This is a genomic window from Neorhizobium sp. JUb45 (assembly GCF_004343585.1).
In the GTDB taxonomy this organism is placed as follows: domain Bacteria; phylum Pseudomonadota; class Alphaproteobacteria; order Rhizobiales; family Rhizobiaceae; genus Neorhizobium.
Map to the genome: position 1 here is coordinate 44,775 of NZ_SLYW01000013.1, position 24,017 is coordinate 68,791.

20 protein-coding genes are annotated in these 24,017 nt (G+C 56.7%); 5 read left to right on the top strand and 15 right to left on the bottom strand.

All coding sequences use genetic code 11. From position 1 onward, the window contains the following. Positions 1-786: 786 nt before the first annotated feature. The 5 genes from EDF70_RS27295 to EDF70_RS27315 form a co-directional block, all read right to left on the bottom strand. Positions 787-1,536 carry an SDR family oxidoreductase gene (locus EDF70_RS27295; protein WP_132280624.1) on the bottom strand — a complete coding sequence of 250 codons (750 nt, stop codon included), beginning with the start codon at positions 1,534-1,536 and terminating at the stop codon, positions 787-789. A gap of 117 nt (positions 1,537-1,653) precedes the next feature. Continuing rightward, complete coding sequence (locus tag EDF70_RS27300; RefSeq protein WP_132280627.1) at positions 1,654-2,562, bottom strand: LysR family transcriptional regulator; 909 nt, start codon at positions 2,560-2,562, stop codon at positions 1,654-1,656. A 667-nt stretch (positions 2,563-3,229) separates the two neighbouring features. After that, a complete protein-coding gene (locus EDF70_RS27305) occupies positions 3,230-4,378 on the bottom strand; it encodes an MFS transporter (RefSeq protein WP_165932161.1) in 1,149 nt (382 codons plus the stop codon). Between the two features lie 11 nt (positions 4,379-4,389). After that, entirely contained in the window at positions 4,390-4,935 is a 546-nt protein-coding gene (locus tag EDF70_RS27310) for a TetR/AcrR family transcriptional regulator (RefSeq protein ID WP_132280633.1), read from the bottom strand. Between the two features lie 193 nt (positions 4,936-5,128). Next, entirely contained in the window at positions 5,129-6,154 is a 1,026-nt protein-coding gene (locus tag EDF70_RS27315; RefSeq protein ID WP_245519396.1) for a LacI family DNA-binding transcriptional regulator, read from the bottom strand. A 246-nt stretch (positions 6,155-6,400) separates the two neighbouring features. Here EDF70_RS27315 and EDF70_RS27320 point away from each other — a divergent pair, with 246 nt between their 5' ends. The 3 genes from EDF70_RS27320 to EDF70_RS27330 are packed head-to-tail and all read left to right on the top strand — an operon-like array spanning position 6,401 to position 10,072. Continuing rightward, positions 6,401-6,964, top strand: a complete 564-nt coding sequence (locus EDF70_RS27320) for a sugar dehydrogenase complex small subunit (RefSeq protein WP_132280636.1) — start codon at positions 6,401-6,403, stop codon at positions 6,962-6,964. Between the two features lies 1 nt (position 6,965). Next, entirely contained in the window at positions 6,966-8,612 is a 1,647-nt protein-coding gene (locus EDF70_RS27325) for a GMC family oxidoreductase (RefSeq protein WP_132280639.1), read from the top strand. 44 nt (positions 8,613-8,656) lie between these two features. After that, positions 8,657-10,072 carry a cytochrome c gene (locus EDF70_RS27330; protein WP_132280642.1) on the top strand — a complete coding sequence of 472 codons (1,416 nt, stop codon included), beginning with the start codon at positions 8,657-8,659 and terminating at the stop codon, positions 10,070-10,072. A 615-nt stretch (positions 10,073-10,687) separates the two neighbouring features. On the opposite strand, the gene EDF70_RS27335 is transcribed toward EDF70_RS27330, so the two are convergent. The 7 genes from EDF70_RS27335 to EDF70_RS27365 all read right to left on the bottom strand — a co-directional run bounded on the left by EDF70_RS27335 (position 10,688) and on the right by EDF70_RS27365 (position 18,708). Further along, positions 10,688-11,587: an IclR family transcriptional regulator gene (locus tag EDF70_RS27335; protein ID WP_132280645.1), complete on the bottom strand. Its 900-nt coding sequence runs from the start codon at positions 11,585-11,587 to the stop codon at positions 10,688-10,690. Between the two features lie 125 nt (positions 11,588-11,712). Continuing rightward, positions 11,713-12,537: an IclR family transcriptional regulator gene (locus tag EDF70_RS27340; protein WP_132280648.1), complete on the bottom strand. Its 825-nt coding sequence runs from the start codon at positions 12,535-12,537 to the stop codon at positions 11,713-11,715. A gap of 49 nt (positions 12,538-12,586) precedes the next feature. Next, positions 12,587-13,423 carry a MaoC family dehydratase N-terminal domain-containing protein gene (locus EDF70_RS27345; RefSeq protein WP_132280651.1) on the bottom strand — a complete coding sequence of 279 codons (837 nt, stop codon included), beginning with the start codon at positions 13,421-13,423 and terminating at the stop codon, positions 12,587-12,589. A 131-nt stretch (positions 13,424-13,554) separates the two neighbouring features. Then, a complete protein-coding gene (locus EDF70_RS27350; RefSeq protein ID WP_207908341.1) occupies positions 13,555-14,907 on the bottom strand; it encodes an MFS transporter in 1,353 nt (450 codons plus the stop codon). A 66-nt stretch (positions 14,908-14,973) separates the two neighbouring features. Further along, on the bottom strand, positions 14,974-17,067 hold the full coding sequence (locus EDF70_RS27355; protein ID WP_132280654.1) for an FAD-dependent oxidoreductase: 2,094 nt from the start codon (positions 17,065-17,067) through the stop codon (positions 14,974-14,976). A gap of 158 nt (positions 17,068-17,225) precedes the next feature. Next, positions 17,226-17,666, bottom strand: coding sequence for a VOC family protein (locus EDF70_RS27360; protein ID WP_132280657.1), 441 nt, complete (start codon positions 17,664-17,666; stop codon positions 17,226-17,228). Positions 17,667-17,736: 70 nt separating this feature from the next. Next, on the bottom strand, positions 17,737-18,708 hold the full coding sequence (locus tag EDF70_RS27365) for an SDR family oxidoreductase (protein ID WP_207908342.1): 972 nt from the start codon (positions 18,706-18,708) through the stop codon (positions 17,737-17,739). Between the two features lie 45 nt (positions 18,709-18,753). Here EDF70_RS27365 and EDF70_RS27370 point away from each other — a divergent pair, with 45 nt between their 5' ends. Further along, the gene (locus EDF70_RS27370) at positions 18,754-19,956 is read left to right on the top strand and encodes a CoA transferase (RefSeq protein ID WP_132280660.1); all 1,203 of its coding nucleotides are present in this window, start codon (positions 18,754-18,756) and stop codon (positions 19,954-19,956) included. A 33-nt stretch (positions 19,957-19,989) separates the two neighbouring features. Beyond that, positions 19,990-21,195: a 3-oxoadipyl-CoA thiolase gene (pcaF, locus tag EDF70_RS27375; protein ID WP_132280663.1), complete on the top strand. Its 1,206-nt coding sequence runs from the start codon at positions 19,990-19,992 to the stop codon at positions 21,193-21,195. Between the two features lie 51 nt (positions 21,196-21,246). Here pcaF and EDF70_RS27380 read toward each other — a convergent pair whose 3' ends face one another. The 3 genes from EDF70_RS27380 to EDF70_RS27390 all read right to left on the bottom strand — a co-directional run bounded on the left by EDF70_RS27380 (position 21,247) and on the right by EDF70_RS27390 (position 24,017). Beyond that, entirely contained in the window at positions 21,247-22,170 is a 924-nt protein-coding gene (locus EDF70_RS27380; RefSeq protein ID WP_132280666.1) for a PD40 domain-containing protein, read from the bottom strand. Between the two features lie 102 nt (positions 22,171-22,272). Then, a complete protein-coding gene (locus tag EDF70_RS27385; RefSeq protein WP_132280669.1) occupies positions 22,273-23,418 on the bottom strand; it encodes a Gfo/Idh/MocA family oxidoreductase in 1,146 nt (381 codons plus the stop codon). Between the two features lie 65 nt (positions 23,419-23,483). Beyond that, a complete protein-coding gene (locus EDF70_RS27390) occupies positions 23,484-24,017 on the bottom strand; it encodes a heme-binding protein (RefSeq protein WP_245519397.1) in 534 nt (177 codons plus the stop codon).

The window sequence follows — 24,017 nt, forward strand, 5'->3', positions numbered from 1 at the left end:
CATCGCTCCAATCAGCACCCGCAGGACGTCCACGGTGTCCTACGGACAGCAATGTTTCCCACCGAGTCGAACAAATCAATCTCGCCAAAGCGGCACGGCCTGGACGAACAGCCTTCATTGCCATGCCCCGCAAATCTGATTGGCATCCGCTGGTCGCTTCAATCTCTTCCCTGCGCCAAACTGTTGAATGCTGTGGAAATCACAACGAAAATTAGTAGGACTCGCCGGTCAGTTCGCAGTGGTAATCAACATTGTCCGTTCGATCAGGGCCACAAGCGACCGGCGGTCTTGAACGGAATCGAACCATCAACATGTCGCACTTTAAATATATAAGCATCTGAACACGTACGCTTTTTTGAAATTCCGGGGGCTCAATGTCCGCGTAAGGTGCTATTATGGAACTAAAGCGAATGCAGCGTAGCCTCGATTGTGAAAAGCACCTGCCAGTTTCCCAGTTCGCCGAAGAGCAACTGCAAAACGAAGGGCTAAATTTCCCAAAACGCGAAACGCCCGAAAATTCTGGGTTTTGCCAGTCATCAGATGGGTTGTCCGAGTGTCATGCCAACGTCGGTCAAACCAATGCCCAATGGAGGTGTATCGACGCAGTGAATGCGGAGACCGGAGCTGACGAGTTGATGATCGTGTCCGACGTGTTCGAACATAGAGCTAGGATACGGTCTCTGGAACTCATTGCTGACGCAGCCGGCGGCGCTCGTCCAGTTAGTTATTAAGACTGTAGGTAAGAACCGAAGGGAGGGCCGCCCAACAAGGCGACCCCAGTGCTGGTTAGACCTGTGCCCAACCACCATCGACGGTCAGCTCCACGCCTGTTATGAATTCAGAATCATCGGATGCCAGGAAAAGCACCGTCTTTGCGATGTCGTGCCCAGTGCCCTTGCGCCCTAGCGGCGTGTGGTCGATGGCCTGAACGTTCATCTCGCGGATCATCTCTTCGCTCAACCCGGTTTTGCGCATGATATCTGTATCGATGTAGCCGGGTGCCATCGCGTTGATCCGGATACCCCGGGAACCATATTCCGCCGTCAGGGAGCGGGCCAGCGACCGCAACGCAGCCTTCGTAGCCGAATAGACCGACAGTCCGGCCGTGCCTCTGACTCCCTGAATCGAGGTGTTGAGGATGATCGAACCGCCTGTAGACATCAGCGAAATGAGCCTTTGAACGCTGAAGAAGGTGCCTTTGAAGTTCGTTCCGACAGTGAAATCGAAGTCTTCGTCGCTGACGTCTTCGAACATCCCTGGCTTTGCACCCCCGGCGTTGGCAAACAGGACGTCGAGCCGACCGTATCGATGCTCTACGAACGCACGCAGGGCGTCGAGGTCAGCAAGCTTGGAAATATCGCCGCAGAATGGCTGGACGCCTTTTCCGATATCTCGAACCGCCACGTCCAGAGCACCCTGATCGCGCCCCGTTATAACGACCTGTGCGCCTTCCAACACGAATAGCTTAGCGGTGGCCAAGCCCATTCCCGTACTACCTCCCGTGATAACCGCGATCTTTCCGTCCAGTTTCCCCATGCTAATACTTCCTTCCGCCTGAGCTGCATCAGTGCAGCGTTGAACGGAAATAAGCGCAGATCGCGTATGAGCCGAGACGGCTGACGGGACTAGGAAGTATTCCTGGCAAGAATGATACTAGCGCGTGAGACGCAGGGCGGGTTCCCTTGCGCATATCTCTGCGAGAAAATCGATCACGACGCGGAAGCGCTGCGGCATTCTTTTTCCGCTCACGGACAGGACATGGATCGGGGACGGTTCGGGCGCGTAATCCTCCATGATGGAAACCACGGTTCCGGCGTCTAAATCTTGCGAGAACATGGCTCGCCCGGCATATCCGATACCAAGTCCTGCCAAGACGGCCGCTCTCTGGTCTTCAACGTCGTTCGACCTGATATTTCCTTCGGGGTCCAGCATAACAACCCCATCGGGGCCATTCAGCTTCCACGGCTGCACAGCACCTTGAGTTTGCCCGACAATGAGATTGTGGGAGCGCAGGTCCGTGGGACTGACGGGGGTGCCGTGGTGCTCAAGATACGCTTGGGTTGCTACGATCATCATGTGCAGATCACCGATCTTGCGGGCAATCAGAGTTGAATCTGGCAACGCCCCGACGCGGAGCGCAACGTCAATACCGTCGCGAACCAGATCGACGCGGCGTTCGGAGGCTGAGATGTCGATGGAGATTTCAGGATAGCGCTCAAAGAAGTCGGGAAGTTTAGGAATGATGTACATCCTTCCCAGTGCCGGGGGCGTTGCGAGGCGAACCATACCGCTCGGCTTGACACTTTTCCGTCCGATACGGCCCTCCGTTTCTTCTAGTTCTTCGAGGATACGGATCGCCGACTCGTAGAGGTCAAGCCCCGCCGCCGTCGGCTGTAGCCCGCGGGAGGTCCTGCTGAGCAGTTGCGCACCGAGATGCGCTTCAAGTGCACCGATCTGTTTACTCACGGCAGGTTGACCAATACCGAGCTCTCGCCCGACATGGGTGAAGCTTCCGCGTTCGACCACCCGAACGAACAGCTTGAGCGATGAAAAGCGATCCACGAGCATTCCTTTTTAGGAATATCGTTGGCACGGATCGACCTTGACCTCAAGCGCTTGACTTAACGAAAAGTGCCTCAGAAAAAACACCACGCCCGCCGTACAACGCGACGTCAGCGACTGTTGCGGCTAAAGAAAGAAACTATCGCAGGCTTTCCTCAATCGCTCGAGCGAATCGTCCGTTATGTCTAGGCCTTTCGTTCTACGATCCAAGCCGCCGCCAACCTACACCTGCGTTTTCCTTGATCCTCGACGCGCTTCGCTATCGGGGATAATAAATCTCGTCGCCTTGCCGGACGCTCGATGAGCGCTATTGGCGCATTCTTGTCATCCACGTCGCCGCGGTAGCTTTCGGGACGGCACACCGCGCCTGGTCAACGTGCGAGGAAAACACCGCTTACAATTATGTGGAGGCACGGGCCGCACGCTCCAAGCCTGCTCTTCCCATCCGTGGATTACCAGGGATAGCCAAGCTTCAGGCCGCCGGGCAGGAACTGGTTGCCTTAGCGCATCCCCGGATGTCCTGAAATCGGCATACTTCTAAAACCAGGAGAAAATTCCGTCCCTATATTCGATATGACGTTTACCCATTGCGAGGTCACGCAATCTGCAGCGCTCATCTAGTTCTCGTTACACGCTAAACCCGCTACTGTTTTCGGATTGAAAGGCTTCAGTCTAGGATCGTCTCAGGGCCGCCCTTTCCAGGTGAAGCACTCCACAATGCGGCGCCCCCCATGATGATGGCAAATGAGATGAGCGCTGTGGCGCTTCCAGCGTAGTCCAAAACTGCTCCGAATAACGGCGCCCCAGCGGTTTGGCCAAGCGCCAGAATAAGAAACGGAATACCGAGGCCGAGCGCGGGGCGATCTTCGTATAAAGCGATCCCCCACATCAGAAAAGTGCCTGTAGCGACGATGTAGGCCGCGCCGAACAATCCCATAATGGCAAAGCCTGCTGGCGGGTAAACCGTTGCTCCCACCAAACTGACCAAGATCAGCGCCATGCACGACACTGACAATCGGTGGGCGAAACGTATGCCGAGATAATCAGTTAGAAGGCCCGTCGCTGCACCGGCTGACCCGCCGATGCCAAGCGCTATCCATGCCAACGCAATCGACCTGTCTGAAAAACCCACCTCATCTCGCATAAAATTCGCGCCAAAGGTCCAAATCGCAGTGCTGGCGCTGCCAGCGAGAAACGCGCTGGTGCAAAGCCGCCCTGCTCCTGTGCGAAACACATAATTGATCGACCACTGGTCGTAGACGTTGGCCTTGATTGCAGGGGTTGTGGGCATTACAAACCAGAGCCACACGGTTACGACTGCCCCTAATACGGCGAAGACCGCATAGAGTTCCCTCCATCCTCCCGGAAACGCTAGGACAGCGACACCGGATACAACTATGCCTGCCGCCGTGCCTGAGTTGATGACGCCGTTCGCACGCGGCCTGTTGCCTTGGTCAAAGCCTTTCGCGACCGCGACAGCTAGCGGCGGTGACGTGAGGCCCGTGCTAAGCCCAGCAACAGCAATCGCTAGACCAAGTTGCCAAGTCGTCTGAGACGACGACACCAGGAACATTCCAAGTGTGGCCGCCAGGCCTGCCAATCCCGCCACCCGCCGCTCACCCATAGGCACCTCGAAGAGAAGAGCGACTGCTATTCCGAGACAGTAAGCGGCGAAGGCACCACCGCCAATCCACCCCGCGGCTGCGGCAGTAAGGTCGAGGTCGTCACGGATATACGGGAGTAGAAGACCGTAAGCGAAGCGCGCTAGCCCGTAACTCAGCGCCGTCAGACAAAAGGCCGAGGCAACAAAGTTCACGTGTCCCCTCGTCACGAAGGCTCTCTTGCAGATGCCACTAGAGCACGCGCCGCTCGCTTGGCAGAGCCGATTGGAGTGCTATCATAAACACTGGCGGCGGCAGTAGCGCCCTCGAATAGAAGCCATACCTGAACGCTCAGCTCAGCATCCACTCGGCCTACGCAGACCTCAACGCGTCTACCTATTTCTTCGCGAAATTCTCGTTTATGTTGGTGGACGATGGCCGCTATCTCCTCGTTCGCACCAGCATACTCACTGTAGGCACGCAGCAGCATGCAGCCTCTCGTACCGTGCTCCGCCATCCACTTCTCTTGGACGTCGAAGAGATGACCAATAGGGTCTTCTAACGCTCGCTGCTCTTGGAGCCGCGCCATGAAAGCGAAATGGCGCTTTTCAAGAACGGCGGTGACAAGCCCGTCACGTGATCCAAAATGCTTGTAAAGGGTTCGGGTGGAAGTGCCGGAGGGAGCAAGGATTGCATCGACGCCGACTCGGTGAAATCCATGAACCTCGAACACCCGCTCGGCGGCGCTAATGATGTTAGCACGTTTTTGCATCCTAGCACATATACAACGATCGTTGTACATTGCAAGGAGCTTAGTTCTTTTATGATTCAACCGATCGATTCACGAGAAACATGGCCCAGCGAAGCATGCTGCTAGTGGGCCAACTCCTCTTCTAGCTCTCGCAGTTAAAGATGATTGTGCGGGATGCATGGAAGGTAACTGTCACATCCGGCCGTGCTGTACCTTACAATTTTGGAAGGCCACTGGATTGGCGCACGATCAGATTAGTGCGGGTGATAATAGCACCTGCAGGCGCCTGTCGATCCTGGAGCCTGAGCAGCAGTCGGCGTGCTGCAGTTTCGCCGACATGGTTGGGGTGCGTAGCTACCGACGTCAAGCGAGGACGAGTTATTTCGGTATTCATGACATCGTCGAAACCTATTAGAGCGCGGGTGTGTCCAACCGCGAGGCCAAGGTCATACAAACCGGCAGACATTCCCAAAGCAACGAGATCATTAAAGCATACGATTGCTGTAGGTTCTGGTGAGAGCGATAGAATTGCAGATGCGCTGGCCGGAACGTTTAATACGTTGTGAGGCACTTCGAAAATGAGTGAGGGGTCCAAATCATGCCGCGTCATAGCTTTTCGAAATCCGTCAAGACGATCTCGATACGCTGAGTGATGCACACGGTAGACAGCGAATGCAATGTGACGGTGACCGAGTTCGACCAAATGATCAATCGCTGCTTCAACACCGCCTGAATAGTCGGGACCGACATAATCGAGGTCAGAGCGAATTTGACGCAAAACCTGGATAACGGGAGTTGTGAGCAGTTGCTTGGCAGACAACGTCCCGACTTTCGTTCCCTCCGCCGGGCAAATCAAAAGTCCATCGACGCCATGTTCTGTCATTCGGGTAATGACGTCAAGTTGACGTACGGGATCGTCGTGACTGTTGGCCACAAGCACTGCCAGCCCTGCATCATTTGATACGGCTTCAATCCCCGTCAAGAATTCGGCAAAAAATGGGTTGGCAAGCTCCGGAACGACAACACCCACAATCCTGCTTTGGTCTGCTCTCAAGCGTGCTGCGGTAAGGTTTCGGACATAACCCAGTTCATCGATCACCGATTCAACGTTTTGTCTCGTCGCATCCGAAACGAGCGGACTGCCGCGGATCACGAGGGATGCTGTTGCGCGGGACACACCTGCTTTCTTCGCCACGTCAATCAAGGTGACGCGCTTATCGGTGGGATAACCTTGGTTCAACGGCGACAGCCTTCTCGCTTGATCGAATCCCTATCGACGTCAAGATCCTTCCTGATCCTACCATTTACAGCAGGTACAGCGTCATGGCTAGCCAAGGGCGGGCAAGATTTAGATCGATCTAAATTCTCGTTGACTTAGATCGATCTAATTGACTAAAGACATGTTCAAGACGATGGCGCGGCGTAGTGCCGCAGCAATCGCCTTCGGGCAATTGCCCTTCCTGACGTCCATCTCTTGGAAACATCCATGTCGACACACTTGAGCACTTCACCGCCTGACGCGGCTAAATCCAATTCCACTCTGATTACGCGGAGAGCACTTCTCGGCGGCACTGCCCTGGCCATCCTTGGACTTTCGGCAAACAATGAAGCGATGGCCGAAACACTTGTTACGCCCGATGAGCAGGCGTTCCATCGATTATCAGTCGCGCTTACAGGTCATGATGATCTTTCGCCTGTCACATCCAAGCGGATGTTTGAGGTGCTTCGCCGCGACGACGAGCCTGGGCAGCAGCGTTTGTTTGCGCTGGTTACGTTGGCTGACGCGATGCAGACGCCGGCTTCGCTCAAAGCCGCAGCCTCCGCTGCAGGTCTCGAGGCCGAGTTCATGCGCCTGCTTACTGCTTGGTACACCGGTACGATTGAAACGCCGAACGGTCCGGTGGTGCTATCGTACCAGGAGGCGCTCATGTATCGCCCTGTCGCCGACGGAATGACGGTGCCGACCTATTGTAACAAGGGACCGATGTGGTGGACGGGTCTCCCACCACAAATCAACCGCATGCCAATCAACAATCCTAGAGTGCTGTAATATGAAGTCTCCCGTCTTTGAAAACGGCGACGTCACGGCCGACGTCGTTATCGTGGGCTCCGGTGTAGTCGGTGCGCTGATTGCCGACCAACTAGCCGGAGAAGGCCGTTCCGTTCTGATGCTCGATGCAGGCCTACGCATCGAACGCGCCCAAGCTGTCGAGAACTGGCGAAACATGCCGTTCAAAAACCGCGCCGGGTCCGACTTCCAGGGCCTTTACCCCCAGTCGAAAATGGCGCCTGCCCCACTCTATTGGCCCGAGAACAATTTCGTTGAGCTATCAGGTCCGGATGGCAAGGGTTTCAAACAAGGCTATCTGAAGACAGTCGGCGGCACAACCTGGCACTGGGCGGCGTCAAGCTGGCGCCATCTTCCGGTCGACCTGGAGATGCACTCAGCCTACGGCGTCGGGCGCGACTGGGCGATTTCCTACGACGAGTTCGAGCCATACTACTGCCGCGCCGAAGAAGCGATGGGCGTTGCTGGACCAAACGATCCCGCGCTGCAATCGCCAGCCGAACGGAGCAAGCCTTATCCGATGGATATGGTGCCATGGAGCTACGGCGACAAGCGTTTCGCCGAGATTGTCAATCCACATGGTTTCCGATCGGTCCCGATCCCGCAGGGACGCAGCACGCGTCCTTGGAATGGCCGACCCACTTGTTGCGGCAACAACAACTGTCAACCGATCTGTCCAATCGGTGCCATGTATAACGGCATTCACTCGGTTATTTCCGCTGAGCAGAAAGGCGCAGTTGTTCTGGCCGAATCCGTGGTCTACCGGATCGATACCGACGAGAACAACCGCGTCACGGCAATCCACTGGTATGACAGCGAGCACAATTCCCATAAGGCAACGGGTGCGGCGTTCGTGATCGCCTGCAATTCGCTTGAATCCCCGCGTCTTTTGCTGGCCGCCGCCAACGAGCGCAACCCCGCCGGCATCGCCAACTCGTCTGACCAGGTCGGACGCAACATGATGGATCATTCCGGCTTTCACGCCTTTTTCCAGGCAGACGAACCCCTATGGACCGGCCGGGGCCCAGCGCAGAGCAGTTGCATAGTCGGGCCACGCGATGGCGCCTTCCGGTCGCAATACTCGGCCAATAAGATGATCCTGAACAATATCACGCAAGTGACATCAGCAACCACCACGGCACTGAAAAAAGGACTTGTGGGAGCGGAGCTCGATGCCGAGATCCGCAAGCTTGCCACCCATGGTGTCGACCTGTCTATCAGCCTCGAGCCATTGCCGGATCCGAACAATCGCGTGACGCTCAGCAAGACGCGCGTCGATCCACACGGCATTCCCTGTCCTGACGTTTATTATGACGTCGGCGACTACGTCCGCAAAGGATATGACGCGGCTGTCGTTCAGATCAATCAGATCGCCGCACTCTTTAATGCTGCCGATCTGCGAATCACCACATCGCTCAATGCCAACAATCACATCATGGGCGGCTGCATTATGGGCAACGACGCAAAAGATTCGGTCGTTGATGGCGACTGTCGCGCGCATGATCATAGCAATCTGTGGATTCCAGGTGGAGCTGCGATGCCCTCCGCAAGCGTCGTTAACAGTACCTTGAGCATGGCTGCCCTTGGCATCAAGGCTGCCGACAGCATCTCGAAATCGTTGCGGGGTTGAAGACAATGCGGAATTTTTTGTTCCACCGCGTTACTGCGACCGCCATGACGTTCGCCGCCGGCTTTCTTGGAGTTTGTTCTTCGGCTCTCGCACAGTCCGCCACACCAAACGAGATGCAGACGCTCATCGACCGTGGGAAAATAGTCGCCACGGGAGCAGACTGCATGGCCTGCCATACGGTACCGCATAAGGGAAAACCGTTTGCCGGTGGCTATCCGATCGTATCGCCGCTCGGCACGATCTACTCCACCAATATTACGCCATCAAAAACTCAAGGCATCGGCACCTACACAGAAGAAGATTTCAGCAAAGCAGTACGCAAGGGCATCCGCAAGGACGGTGGTCACCTATACCCAGCCATGCCCTATGACGCATATGCCGAAATGACGGATTCTGACGTCCACGCACTCTACGCCTATTTCATGAAGGGCGTGGCACCTGTCGACGACAAGCCGGCAGATCTGACCTCACTGCCGTTCCCGTTCAACATGCGCTTCTCGATGGCATTCTGGAACATGCTTTATGCCAACAAGGAACCGTTCAAGCCTGATCCCTCGAAGAGCGACGAATTGAATCGCGGCGCATACGTCGCCGGCGCCCTTGGCCATTGCGCCTCCTGCCACACGCCCCGTGGCCCGCTGATGGGTGAGGATTCATCCGGAAATCTGGCCGGCGGTCCGGTTGGACCATGGCATGCACCCAACATCACGTCTGATCCAATCAGCGGCATCGGCGATTGGAGCAATGACGAGTTGGTGCAATATTTTCGCACAGGCCATGCGGATGGTAAAAACCAGGCAGCAGGCGGCATGGCAGAGGCCGTACAGAATAGCCTCCAATATCTTCCCGACACCGACCTCAAGGCACTTGCGGCCTATTTGAAGAGCGTTCCCCCTATTCGCGATCCAGCGGATAACCAACCAGCCCACGGCTACGGGACACCGCACAGCGATGAAGCGTCGATACGCGGTGCGTCACCGTTCAACGCGCATGATAGCCTGAAAACAGGTGCCGACCTTTACGCTGGCTATTGCGCGAGCTGCCACCAACCAAACGGTGCCGGTAGCGAGAACCAGGCGTATCCATCCCTGTTTCATAACACCGCCACCGGTGCCAACCAGACAGCAAACCTGATTTCGACTATTCTCTATGGCGTAGAGCGCGAGACGGGCGGTAACGAAGTGCTGATGCCAGCATTTGGTAAGCAGTCCTTTGTTCAGGCTCTGACCGACCAACAGATTGTCGATATCTCGAATTACGTGCTTGAGCACTACGGCATCTCGGATGCGCAGGTAACACTCAAGGACGTCGCCGTGGCTCGAGCGGGTGGTCCGATCCCTTTACTGGCGAAGGCGCAACCGTTCGTCCTGCCAGTAATCGTAATCAGCATCCTGCTCGTGATAACCGCTACGATCTTTTTGATACTTTCGAAGCGGAGAAAAACGGCAGCCGCAGGTTAACCTTAGCTATAGCCGGCAATGATCAATGTCGGTGGCGGTCGTATCGCCACCGATGGCCAATGCTAAAAACTGTCGCAGCCCATGCCCGAGAAAAATTGAAGAGCGCTGCCGACCCAGCATGTTTCAATCAGTTCGACACTCGGGCCTGCCTTCCTCTGACGCCCAACCCAGCCACGTCTAGAATATCGATATGGGAGCAGGCGCGGCTTACTGTCGTTCCTTGGGGTGTCTCAACCTGTTGGCAGCAGTCAGGCGTAATTTTCAGTTGAACTTAATACACATTTGGGATGCCGTTTACGGCAGCAGGGGCCGGCGACCGATAATGCGATTGCCCCGATAATTTTGACAGGGAAACTGGTATGGGGAGGGGGGCGAATTGTATGCAGGCCATTCGATCTGCCCTTGATCTACCCGTACGCCGTTCACGTCACCCATTTCGGCAAAGAACAGGTCACCGAAATGGTTTAAAATTCTGTGTTAAAACGTCGGGCCGAAAGGACTAACCTGGCGTATCCCCTTGCTTTGGATTGCACTGGACGAAGCATCTTAAGCGCCGAAAGCAATTTTCATGATCGACGGCGCCCGGCCACTCTAAAAAGGGAGCTATGCACGGGCTTAGAGTGATTGAGTGCTACGTCGCCTTCGTCTTGGCTGCATATCAGAAACAGGCCGTTGGTCTGACAGACCCGGGACATTGCTTTGAGCCGCGCCTTCCCGCCAGCCCATCCGTTCGGAAAGACGTCGGGATGCTTGGCCGAGCGCGCGTTCGACATCAGCAATCGTTTTCCGCTCCGGCTCGTCTAGGCGCTCCGCATAGGGGACGGTCAAAGCGGCTAACGCGCGATTTCGTGTGTCGAAGATCGGGAAGCTAATCGCGTGCAGGCCCCTCACCTGCATGCTGGCTGCGGATTCATATCCCCGCTTTCGGATATCGTCGAGCACCGTACCGATGTCGACATCAGCGCCTTTGGGCATTTGCCGTAAAGCCTCGCGAACACGCAGATCCGTCATCCCTGCGTCCTGAAACGCAAGAAGAACCCGACCTGATGCAGATACGAGGACATCAAGAAATGCTCCGACGCGGATGCTGAAACCGACCCAACTCGGGTTATCGACCTTGGCGACCACCACTTGTCGACCATCGTTATAGACAGTCAGATGACATGCCTGTGCGACCTCTGAGGACAACTCCTGCATGATCGGCGCGGCTTCCGACAGCAACCGGTTCGTGGGTGGGTTGCTGTGGGCAAGTTCGAAAAGCTTGGTGGTGATCGCGTAGGTCTCGCCGGAGTTAGCAATGTAATTACGGTTCACCAGACATGCCATCATTCGATAGATTTCGCTGACGCTGCGTCCGAGGCGTTCGGCAACCTCGACCTGCGACAACCCGACATTGCTGCTGCACAGGGTCTCGAGAATATCGAGCCCCTTCTCTAGCGCGGGAGCCGAGTATGCGGGACCCGATGTTTTTTCAAGGAGGCCGTCACTCTTTGCAATCTTATCGGGTGCCTTCATGATCCCATCCGTTCAGCCAAAACATTCACATCAGCCATCCGGATCTATTGCAATAAAAACAACCTCGCCGCAACCGCGCGACGATTAGCGAAGGCCTGGCGTCACTGGATGCGGAATGCGGGGCCCTATAATGAAAGAACGCTGTTCGTTCCCATCGCCAAATTGATTTGCGCCGCCGCGTCAGCCAAGATCGCCTGTACTGCCGATGCCGCCGGGCGTTCAAAATCGTCCAGGCGCGCGAGGTATGGTACGGTGAGTGCGGCTATTGCATGGCTGTTCGTGTCGAATATCGGATAGCTAAGCGCACGAACGCCGCTGAACTGGTTGCTTTTCATATCTTCGAAGCCTCTGCTACGGATCAACGCGAGAGCTTCGTCGGTGTAGCTCAATTCTTCGACATTAGTTGTTTCGCGCGACTGTGCAATTAAGTGCGAAGCCTCGGCCTCATCTCGAAATGCCAGCAGAACTCGACCTGACGCGGATCTCAACGTGTCGAGTTTACTGCCGAGCTTAACGCTGAAACCCACACCATCAGGGATGTCGACCTGCGCAATGACAAGCTGGCTCGTCCCATTCAGCACGGTCAAGTGGCACGATTGCTGACAGCGCTGGGCCAATTCCCGCATGCGCGGAGCGGCTTCATTCAGCAGGCGTTTCGTCGGGGGAAAATTGTGAGCCAGTTGAAAGAGGCGATTGCTGAGAAAAAACGTGTCGGCCGCCTGAAGAATGAAGCCTCTTCGCAGCAGCGAGTCGATCATTCGGAAAATTTCACCCACCGTCCTGCCGAGCCGCTCGGCGATATCCTTTCGGGTCAGTCCGTATTCTTCCGTCGAGAGCAACTCGATGATATCGAGGCCCTTCTCCAAGGCGGGAGCGGCGTAGGGTAAACGTCGTCCTTCGAACGGAACGGGCCGCTGTGATTTGCTATGCAGATCCAAGGTATCACTCATGATGGTTCATCGCTTCGTTCCAATTGACGAGTGATTGCAGTCGTGTCAGCTATGTTTCAGCCTCAATTTCGAGCGCGAGGCGCCCTTCGTCGTCAAGTGCCCGCAAGGTCCATCCGGTGTCCTTGGCTGTGGCCAGGAGATACATGGGACGGGATGCGAACAGCGGCGACATGTGTTTGGCCGAATACTTCGAAAATGAAGTATTATGCTTCATCCTCAGATGTTCTGTCAGCAGAAGCGTCGCCAGCCCTCCATTCACGACAAGATCCGGGAACCCTTCCGTCTCGCGGGCAAAGCCCCGATCCCAATGAATTCGGTGGGAGTTAAAACCAAGCGCGGAGTACTGAAAGAGCAACATGTCGTCAGGAGCCACTTCTGTCAGATCAGCATCTGCGGGAAGCGGGGCGCCCTTAGATATTTTTCTGGCACCGGCTTGCGCGCCCATCATCAGATAGGTCTGGGTTTCCGACAAAACGCGACCGGATTTTCCTGAGGTCAGGTTGTGGGCAATCGTCACCACTGCCATTGGCCCATTTGTGGTTTCTTTCCGGGAAACCTTGTCGACCCAACTTTCCCTTTCGAGGGTCTCGCCGATCATAATGTCGCCAAGATACTCGACTGTTCGTCCGCCAAGAAGTAAGCGCGGCAATCCGAGGTCTGGCAATGGCACGCCTAACCCCGGAAAACCATCTCTGCGAAGCAATCCCCGTGGGGTATCTGCGCCCAGCAGGACGAATTGCCAGCCACGGGGAAGAGCATCGCCTTCCCGATAAAGATCCTGACTGAGATCAAGCATCGCCGCCACCCGCCGAATGGTCGAAAGAGCGCAACACTCTTGCTTTAGAACTTTGGTGGTGAGCACTTCGTCGGGTTCTTGCCGAGACATGATTTTCTCCCAGGTCAGCTAGGGCAGTGCCAGTCTTGAACGTTCAGGAACGGCACTGCTCGGGATTGCGCAGACTACAGCCGCGACGGCTTGGATGAGGCGGTGTTCCGCTTTTTTCCAATTGGCATTCATCATTCCGAACGGTTGAGATCGAAGTTTCTTGTTTCGGGGCTCATTAGCAGCGCGACGAAAGATAATAATATGACGGTGACGCACATGCCCGTAATGATCCAGACTTGGCCTCCAAAGCTTTGCATCAGCCATGCCGCAACGAATGGTGTGGGGCCGGCAAAAAGCAGGTTGGCACCGGTGTAGGCCAGAGCCGAACCGGAATAACGCACCGCGGTGGGAAAATGCTCTGCGAAGAATGACGGCAGAATGCCGCTCTGAGCCTGAATGCTACCGGCGAAGACGGCCATGCCGAGGAAGATTAAGAAGGGGTTGCCGGTATGGAGCATCGGAAAATAGACAATGGAGATTGCCAGCATCGCCAGAGATGTGACGATTAGCGGTGGCTTGCGGCCAAACCGATCGCTTACGGCACCGCCAATGCAGGTGGTGAAGATCGCCACGACGTTGGCTGCCATAAGGCACATAAATGCCGTCTGGTTTGGAACGCCTACCGTCTTTGTCAGATAGCTAATGGAGAAAACGGTTACGACGTAGTAACAAGACGCCGGCGCCGCCCAGAACAACAGCAGGCGCAAAACCGAGCGGCCGTGGGTCTTGAGGACGTGCCGCTGGACCGGGGCTAGACCCCGCGCTTCGGCAGCCAAAGCTTCCTTCTCCTTCAATTTCTCGAATGCCGGCGTCTCGTCGACCCGAAAGCGGATGTAGACGCCAAGGACGACCAGAAGGACACTCATAAGGAACGGAATACGCCAGCCGAAACTGGTAAACTGCTCGGCGGTTACAAAGGTCGTGATGAAGAACAACAAGCCGTTGGCGAGAACCTGGCTTGCCGGTGCAGCCATATTGGTAAAGGCTCCGAACAATCCGCGTCTGTCGGCCGGGGCATGTTCCATGGCAAACAGCTGCGCACCGGTGGATTCTCCGCCGAGAGCAAATCCCTGGATGAAGCGCAAGAGCACGATCAGGATTGGAGCCCAGACGCCGATGCTGGCATAGGTTGGCATAATCCCAATAAGAAACGACGCGAGCCCCATAAGGATGAACGTGAAGAGAAGAACGTTCTTTCGACCGAGCCGATCGCCCAGCAGGCCCATCACAATGCCACCCGCCGGACGGGCAAAAAAGCCGACGCCGAACGTCGCAAAGGACGCAAGAAGGGCGCTGTTTTCGTCCATTGTCGGGAAGAACAGCCCCGGCAACACTGTGGCTGAAATCGCACCGTAGGCCGTGAAGTCAAGCCATTCCAGCGCCGATCCGAGGGCGCTGCTGACGGCCGCTTTTCTGGCCATAGGTGTGATTTCGGTTCGCTCTGACTGCGGACCTAAGTGGGTAAATTTATCTGCTCCTGCCACGGCTTCTCTCCTCCTGATAGCCACGACCGAGCCAGCATTTGCGTGCGGGCTCGATACTTCCAAAAATCACCGTTCGTGGTTGCTCTCCCGCTGCCACGCGGCGAATGTGCTGCCCTGTCGGGCGAGTTGAACCAGCAATGCCGACGGCTCCGAACCGACACCTCCGACCCGCGCGGCCTCCTTGACCTCGGCAAGAATGCGAGGCAGTCCGATATGATCGGCGGCGAACATCGGTCCGCCCTTCAGGCGCGGAAATCCGTAACCGTGGACAAAAACCAGATCGATATCGGAGGCGCGAGCGCTGATGCCTTCTTCGAGAACCTTAGCGCCTTCATTGGCCATCACAGCGAGAATGCGCCGCTGGATCTGCTCAGGCGAGAAGGCTTGCGGTGTCACATTTAGCCTTTGCCTCTCGGCAGAAATGACCCGCTCCACCATTTCAGAGGCCACGGGTTTGCCATCGACATAATCGTACCAGCCGGCACCAGTCTTGCGCCCTAGCCGCCCGTCCTTGCACAAAATGTCGGGAATGCCGACGTAGCGTTCGTTTGGATCTCGCGCCGCGGCGCGACGTTTGCGCATGGCGAAGGCGATATCGAGGCCGGACATGTCAGATACGGCAAATGGCCCCATGGCGAACCCGTAGGCCCGAAGTGCGCTATCGATCTCGGCTGGCGAAGCTCCGTCTTCCAAGAGATATTCGGCATGGCGGCGATAGATCGCAAATATCCGGTTGCCGATAAAGCCGTCGCAAACGCGCGCCACGATCGGCAGTTTTCCAATCCGGCATCCCAAGGACAAGGCCGTTGCGAGTACGTCAGGCGCAGTCTTGTCGCCCTGCACGACTTCAAGGAGACGCATGACATGCGCCGGCGAGAAAAAGTGGAGGCCAACCATATCGGCGGGGCGCCCGGACATCTGCGCGATCTCGTCTACGTCGAGATAGGAGGTGTTTGTCGCCAGGACCGCACCTTGTTTGACCAGCTTGTCCAGCTTGTCGAAGATTGCGGCCTTCACCCCGATGTCTTCGAAGGCCGCCTCGATGACAAGATCTGCATCTCGAACTGCGTCCCAGTTCTCCGTCACCGTTAGGTGCTGCACCATCTCCGCTGACTTTGTGTCCGAAAGCCTGCCACTCTTCTGTTGCGCCAGCAGGATTTCGGTGATGCGGTTTCTCCCGGCAATCGCCGCATCAGCGCTCTGCTCAAGCACGACCACAGGAAGCCCCGCGGCCAACAGAGAATAGGCGATGCCCGATCCCATCGTTCCCGCACCAACGACTGCCGTTCTCTCGACTTTGCGAGGGTCGACGCGCTGCATTCCCGGCTCAGTCCTTGCCCAGGCCTCGGCATGTTTGAGATAGCGGAGAGCCTTTGCCTCCGGCGCGTAGCGCAGATCTTTGTAATTGGCCTGCTCGCGTGACAGACCTTCTTCGAAGGTCATGGACGCGGTATCGGCGATCAAGCTCACGCTCCGCTCAATAGCGCCAATGCCCTTCGCCCGTTTCACGGCTGCGTCCACGCTGTGCTTTTCCCCGGAGGCGTCTCCCGCTGGAACCGAGCGATTGGACAAGCGGTCCTTCAAAACCGTTCCACCAAGGCTGACAGCCACCTGCACAGCATCAGGCTCGATACGGTCGAAAATCCCGACAGCCAAAGCAGCTTCGGCGCTCAATGGTTTTGGTGCCGCAATCAGGTCGATTGCCTTGGCGATACCGACAAGCCGCGGCAATCTTTGCGTTGCGCCATGACGAGGCGGAACGCCCAGCGTCAATCCGGGCAGCCCAGCAGTTGCGGACGGAGTGGCGATACGTAGGTCACAGGCGAGCGCGATCTCAAGCCCGACATCGATCGCCGGTCCGGTAATCGCTGCAATAACCGGCTTTGTGATCGTCTCGATCTGAGCAACGATCGCTGCTGCATCGACATCGCCGTCGCTTGCATCAATATCGTTGCCGGTCAGGAAGCGTCCCGGGACACCGGCAACAATGATCGATCCGATGGTGCTTTCACCATCGAGTTCCCGCAATCCCTTGGCAAGGAGGCAGGCAACGTCCGGCGATAAGGCACCGCCGTTGGCGGCATCGATCCTTATGATCCCCGCATCGCCGTCAACCGACCAGGTAACCGGACCCCCCTCATGCGCATTTAGCTTACTCATGGATTCATCCGTCTTGAAAATATCGATCAAAGCGGCCACCGATCGCGCCGACCGGCGCGATCACCAAGACACCCAGCAGATTGAATGCCCTCGCCCGAAAGCAGGCGGACCTAGATCAAATCTGACATCAGACCCGCTGTGAAACGGGCCTGCCCGGTTCAGCCCCTGGCCGTCTCTGCATCCACCTGATGGACTTCAACGATGTTGCCTTCTGGGTCTTGGAAGAAAATCTGGTCCCATCCCTTGATGGCCCACTGGCCATAATCCGCATAAGGAATGTCACGCTCGGTCAGACGCTTCTTGACGCTGCTGATATCGTCCGTGCGGAAGGCGATATGTCCTCGCAGACCCAGCGGGTTGACGCCTTTGCCTGTCTTGAAGGCAACGTTCAGATCCAGAGTCGCAAGGTGCATTTCAGTCGAGCCGTCGGTAAGGAAGGTGACGTCCCCGCCATATCCACGATCCTTGATCTGATCGCTGCTGTCCTCACCGTGACCACCATAAAAGGTCTGTTCGAGTTCCAGAACGTCCTGGTAGAAAGCACTCAGGTCAGAAACGTCCTTAGCCGTAAAATTCACATGGTGAAAACGAGTAGCCATAGCTTCTTCTCCGTTTTGAGATGCCACGCTGTCGAGCACGGGCACGAAGACCCGCACCCGCGTGCGCCAGTTAGTGGATGTGAATGCCGCCGTTTACGTCGAGCGTGACACCAGTCATGTAGCTCGACAGGTCGGACGCCAGGAACATGCAGGCCCCGGCAACCTCTTCCGGCCGGCCTGGACGACCGAGCGGAATGGCGGTCGAAAGCTCTTTCAGGCGCTCGGGGGAAATTGCATCGGCTACGAAATTCGTCTCGATTAGCGATGGGCAAACGGCATTGACACGCACGTTCAAGGCCCCGAGTTCCCGAGCCAGGGTCCGGGTCATAGAGAGTACGCCCCCTTTGGACGCGGCGTAATGGGCACCGCCGAACAGTCCGCCACCACGTTGGGCCGCCACCGAAGCGACATTGACGATCGAGCCGGACCTCTGATCCGCCATGACTTTGGCAAACGGCGTCACGATGTTGAACGTCCCGGCTAGGTTTACCGACATGATTTGTCCGTATTCGCGCTCGGTTATTTCGTCATATTTCGCCGGCTTCATGATTCCAGCCGAGTGTATCAGAGCATCAACGCGACCAAACTTAGCTATCACCTTTGCCAGCGCTTCTTCGCATTCGTCCCGCGAAGTAATGTCACATTTCAAGGCGATGCAGTCGGCTGCCGGAAACTGCTCTCCAAGTGACGCAGCAGCGTCTTCAAGACCGGAATCCACATCCAGGACCGCTACACGAGCACCGTTCTGAGCAAGCATCTCAGCTGTTGCACGGCCGATACCATGAGAAGACGCAGCGCCAGTTATGACGCAAACTTTCTCGTTCATAAGCATTGGAAAACTCCTCCAGTCATCCTCAGCTCTGACAAATATCAATTTCATATATGCAGTCAACCGTTCACTAGCGAAATTTTTGATTTGACCAAATTTTGCCTGCGAATTACGTATTTCATATATGCAGACTAAAACTGGCGTAATCGCGCCGGTAGCACCTTGGGAGAGAGGCGTGCTTGGGAGGCTGAAGATTGCAGCAGCATCGCTCAACACGACGATCTTTCTCTGGGCGACATGAGGATGGGAGGATCCTAAATGGCGAACCAACACCTGAAAAACTTGCGGGTGCTTGACCTGACGAGCGTCGTCGTGGGACCGACCTGCACATGGCGGCTGGCACAATACGGCGCGGAGGTCATCAAGATCGAAGCGCCGGAAGGGGACCTGATGCGTGGCCTCGGAGGCACATCGCCAACCGGGCAGCATTCCGGCACCTATCTGCACCTTAACCGCGGCAAGCGAAACGTCTGCCTCGACCTGAAAAAGCCGGGTGCGAAACAGGTTATCGAGAAACTTATCGATTGGTGTGATGTCGTTGTCGCCAATATGCGACCCAAAGCGCTCGAGCGGCTTGGCCTGGATGCCGCATCGATTCTCGCCCGCCATCCGCAGAAGATTCATTGTCTGATTACAGGCTATGGCACGGATGGACCCTATTCCGGTCTGCCGACCTACGATAGCGTCGTACAGGGCGTGTCGGGAATCGGCGGCCTGTTTCTTGAACGTGACGGCAGCCCCGCATACGTGCCCTTGGTGGTGTGCGATCATGTCGTTGGCGAGATCGCTGCCGGGGCGATCCTTGCAGCCGTCATCAAGCGGGATGCCGGTGGTGGCGGGAGCGATCTTGAGATCCCCATGTTCGAAACCATGGCAGCGTTTGTGCTGCAGGAACATCTTGCCCAGGAATCGTTCGACCCTCCGGTCGGCACGATCGGCGACAAGCGCCTCCTAAACCCACACAACAGGCCGCTACAGACCGCCGATGGCTGGATTTCGGTAACGATCAATACCGATCCGCAAGTTCGCGCCTTTCTCAAGGCCATTGGCCGGGACAACCTGCTCGAAGACGAGCGTTTTGCGACCGTCGCGGCCCGAGCAAAGAACGTCAAGGACTGGTTCAAGGTGCGCGGCGCAGCGCTTTCGGACAGGACGACTGGCGAATGGCTGTCGATTTTCCGTGCCGCCGACATCGCCGCAATGCCATGCCACACGCTTGCAACCCTGCGCGATGATCCGCATCTCGCTGAAGTCGGGTTAATCTCAAGCGAAAACCATCCGACGGAGGGCCGAATTTCTGTCATTCGATCAACGATCAGGAACCAGCAGAGCTATCCCGCGCCCGGGTCTTACGCGCAGCCCAAGGGCTGGGAAACTAAGCAGGTTCTCGAGGAGATCGGGCTCGACGACCAGGGGATCGAGGAACTGCTCGCGTCCGGCGCGGCAATCGTTGCCGCATAGCGATCGCGTGGAGATAAGTCCAAAGAGGGAATGATGACGGAAGCATATATTTGTGATTACATCCGCACGCCAATCGGACGTTTCGGTGGTTCGCTGTCGTCGGTACGTGCCGACGACCTCGGCGCAGTCCCCCTGAAAGCGCTGCTTGCCAGAAACCCTTCCGTCGACTGGGAAGCGCTTGGCGATGTCGTGTTCGGTTGTGCGAACCAGGCGGGCGAGGACAATCGCAACGTCGCCCGCATGTCGCTTCTTTTGGCTGGTCTGCCGGTCTCCGTGTCTGGCACGACGGTCAACCGTCTTTGCGGTTCCGGCATGGACGCGGTCATCACGGCTGCCCGCGCCATCAAGGCCGGTGAGGCCGAGATCATGATTGCCGGCGGCGTAGAAAGCATGAGCCGCGCGCCGTTCGTCGTGCCGAAGGCGGAGACAGCGTTTTCGCGAAATGCCGAAGTCTACGACACCACTATCGGCTGGCGGTTTGTCAATCGATTGATGAAGAAGCAATACGGCGTCGATTCCATGCCGGAAACCGGCGATAACGTCGCGATAGGCCACAAGGTGTCGCGCGAGAACCAGGACGCCTTTGCCGTACGAAGCCAGGCAAAGGCTGCGGTCGCCCAGGGCAACGGGCGTCTGAGCAAGGAAATCACTTCCGTCAGTGTCCCGCAGCGCAAGGGAGATCCGATCGTCGTCGTCAGTGACGAACATCCACGCGCAACCAGTCTGGAGACGCTCGCGAAGCTCAAGCCGGTAAACAACATCGAGGGTGGCACCGTGACCGCCGGGAATGCATCCGGCGTAAATGACGGGGCAGCCGCCTTGATCATAGCTTCCGAAGAGGCTGCGAGGAGATATGGCCTGACGCCGATCGCGCGCATCCTGGGCGGTGCCGCAGCCGGTGTGCCGCCGCGCATAATGGGCATGGGGCCCGCGCCGGCGACGCAGAAACTCTGCGCGCGGCTCGGTCTGACACCACAGGCTTTCGACATTGTGGAACTGAATGAAGCCTTCGCATCCCAAGGCATAGCCGTGCTCCGCGAACTCGGCATTCCCGAGGACGCAGAGTACGTCAACCCGAATGGCGGAGCGATTGCGCTCGGACATCCGCTCGGCATGTCGGGCGCTCGCATTGCCGGGACGGCGGCGCTCGAACTGTCGCTTCGAGGCGGCAGGCTGGCACTTGCCACCATGTGCATTGGCGTTGGCCAAGGTGTCGCGATCGCATTGGAACGCGTGTAATCGAAGGCGATCTAGATACCTTTACCGCGCCAATAGGGGTTTTTTTGGCCCCTACCCTAGCGGGTACTCGACATAGGCGAAGCGTCGGCTGTCCGGCGCCCAGCTGTTGACATTGATCGTCCCCTGCCCGCCATGAAAAGCCACCACATCCTTGATATCTTCACCCGCTACCGTCATTGACCGGATGATGACGTCCTTGTCGGGCGGGTGGCCGATAGTGCCGGCGGGATAGCTGAGGAAAAGGATTGTCTGGCCGTCCGGCGAGATATGCGGGAACCAGTTCACCCGGTTGTCGAAGGTGAACTGGCTGATCTCATCGCCATCCCGGTCCATGCGGAAAACCTGTGCATGCCCTGGTTCGGACGAGCGAAGTTCGGAACTGAAATAGATCCATTGTCCGTCGGGCGAATATTCAGGTCCGTCGCTCGGCTTAGCTGAATCGAGAAGACGCCGATCGGTCCCGCCAGCAGCCGGTATGACATAGAGGTTTCTGCGCGCTTCCGGTCCCGTCCCTTCGATCCCGACATAGGCGAGCTCCTGCTCATCCGGAGATACCCCGTGCAGATAATAGCGGAAAGGTTCGTCGTGTCGATTTGACACCCTGACCGGCGGTCCTGCATCAAAGCCGATCTTGTAAAGATGGCCATCATTGGAACTGACATAAATTGCACGGCCGTCCGGCGAAAGCACGTGATCATTGTTGAGGTCCGCCAGCATTCCCGTATTGATCAGCTGGAGGCCCAGGCCATCGACGCCAATACGCCAGAGTTGACCACCGCCATTGAAAATCAGGTGATCGCCGTCAGGTGTCCAGTTTGGAGCCTCGATCAGATGATCGGTCTCCAGAATGACCTGCCGCTCGCCCGTTGCGAGATCGTGTATGGCCAGCAACGAGCGCTGCCCAGGAGCAAGCTGTCTGCCATAGTTTTGTACCGACAGCTCGGTGACGCTGTCAGATTTTACGTTATCTGTCATTTAGTCCTCCAATGATGGAGATGGCGGGAGTTATGAAGGGTGGCGGGCACCTGACGCCCTCTTCATTGGGAAGGAGCTTCCAGCTCCTCGTCGTAACCGAAGTTAGGGAGCGGGTTCGAGCAGAACAGCCTCGTCCTTACCCGGCATGAGGGGAGCCGGGCGAACGCAGGTGCTTTTCAATCGGATATGGCTTCCTGCCGTGCTGGACAATTCAAGCGACTCGATGATCTCCAGTACGTGATATGCCAATTCACCATTTGCTCGATGCGGGCGCCCGGTCCTCAGGGCAACGGCCATATCGATCAAGCCGACAACGCGGTAATCCGCAATTTCCTGGCCGAATATCGTCGTGCGATTGACCGCACCGAAGGCGAAATCAGCGATAGAAACCGGCTGCCAGTCGCCACCCCGAATGAAGACTTCAGGCACTCCGCCGAAATGATTTGGATCGGCGGCCTGAAGGCTGCCTTCGGTCCCGTATATCTCGAACTTCGGCCGCTTTGACGCCCATATGTCCCAGGACATCGTCAATGATACATTGGCGCCAGAAGCGAAATGAAGCGTGCCGTTGATGGTGGTGGGAACGGCCACGTCGAATGTCGTTCCATTCAGCTTTTCGCTTGTGATCGTCCGCTGGTCGAAGGCTTTGGTTGCGAAGGCAGACACCGATTGAACCGGGCCAAGCAAGTTTACCAAATGCGTAATATAATAGGGTCCAACATCCGCGTGCGGACCACCTCCTGGTTGATAAAAGAAGCGCGGATCCGGATGCCAGTGTTCCATGCCATGAGAGGCGATCGTGACGCTACCTCCGATGACCCGCCCAATCTTGCCATCGTCGATGATTTTGCGTTCCGTCTGATGCGAAGCGCCAAAAAACGTATCCGGCGCACAGCCAACGCGCAAGCCCAGGTCGTTTGCCCTCTCGATCACCGTGTCAGCTTCCTTCGTCGAGACTGCCAGCGGCTTTTCCGAATAAGGATGCTTGCCGGCATCGAGAATATCGAGAGCAACTTTCGCGTGAACGGCGGGGATCGTCAGGTTCAGGACGATTTCGATATCAGAGTCGCTCAGAAGCCGATCGACCGACATCGCTTCACAGCCGTAGGCCTTTGCCTTTTCTTCGGCGATATCCTGCCGAATATCGGAAACCGCCTTGACTGTAATGAGACTTGAGCCCGCAGCTCCCTTGAGATAGGCCTCGCTGATGACGCCGCACCCGATAATGCCGATGACGACCGGTTTCATGCTTATTCTCCATCAATATGTGAGGCGCTGCGCCTGACGCGATGGCAGGCATCGTGCGCCACTTATTAAGCCGCCAGCAATTCCGCCAGGCAACCGGTTATGAGCTTGTGATCGTGAACGTCCGGCAGGCCGCTAATGCCAACCGAGCCGATAAAGGCACCGCCTTTCAAAATGAGCGGAACGCCGCCGCCGCCTGCAGCGAAATCCTCGGGCGGCAACCGGAAGCGGGTATTGAAATCGTAATTTTTGCTCTGCGCTTCCAGCTTCATGAAGAGTGAGCTGCGATGAAAGCGGTGAACAACTGCACACTTTCGGCGCGTCCAGCCAAAATTGTCGATCGTTGCACCCGGCGCCAGCATAGAAAAGATGGGATCGGAGCCATGACGTATCTCGATTGCGACTGGAAACTCATTTTCTCGTGCGCGCCGATAGAGGCGACTGGCGAGTTCCCATACGAAATCGTAGTTAAACTCGGGGATCACGAGGCTTCTCTGTTCTTCCATCAGTTCTTCAAGCGAAGGTATATCCTGCATTAGTCCGTCTCTTTTAAAAGCAATGGAGCGCCGTCCCCTGAGGTCGCCGCTCTCAACCATTTGCAT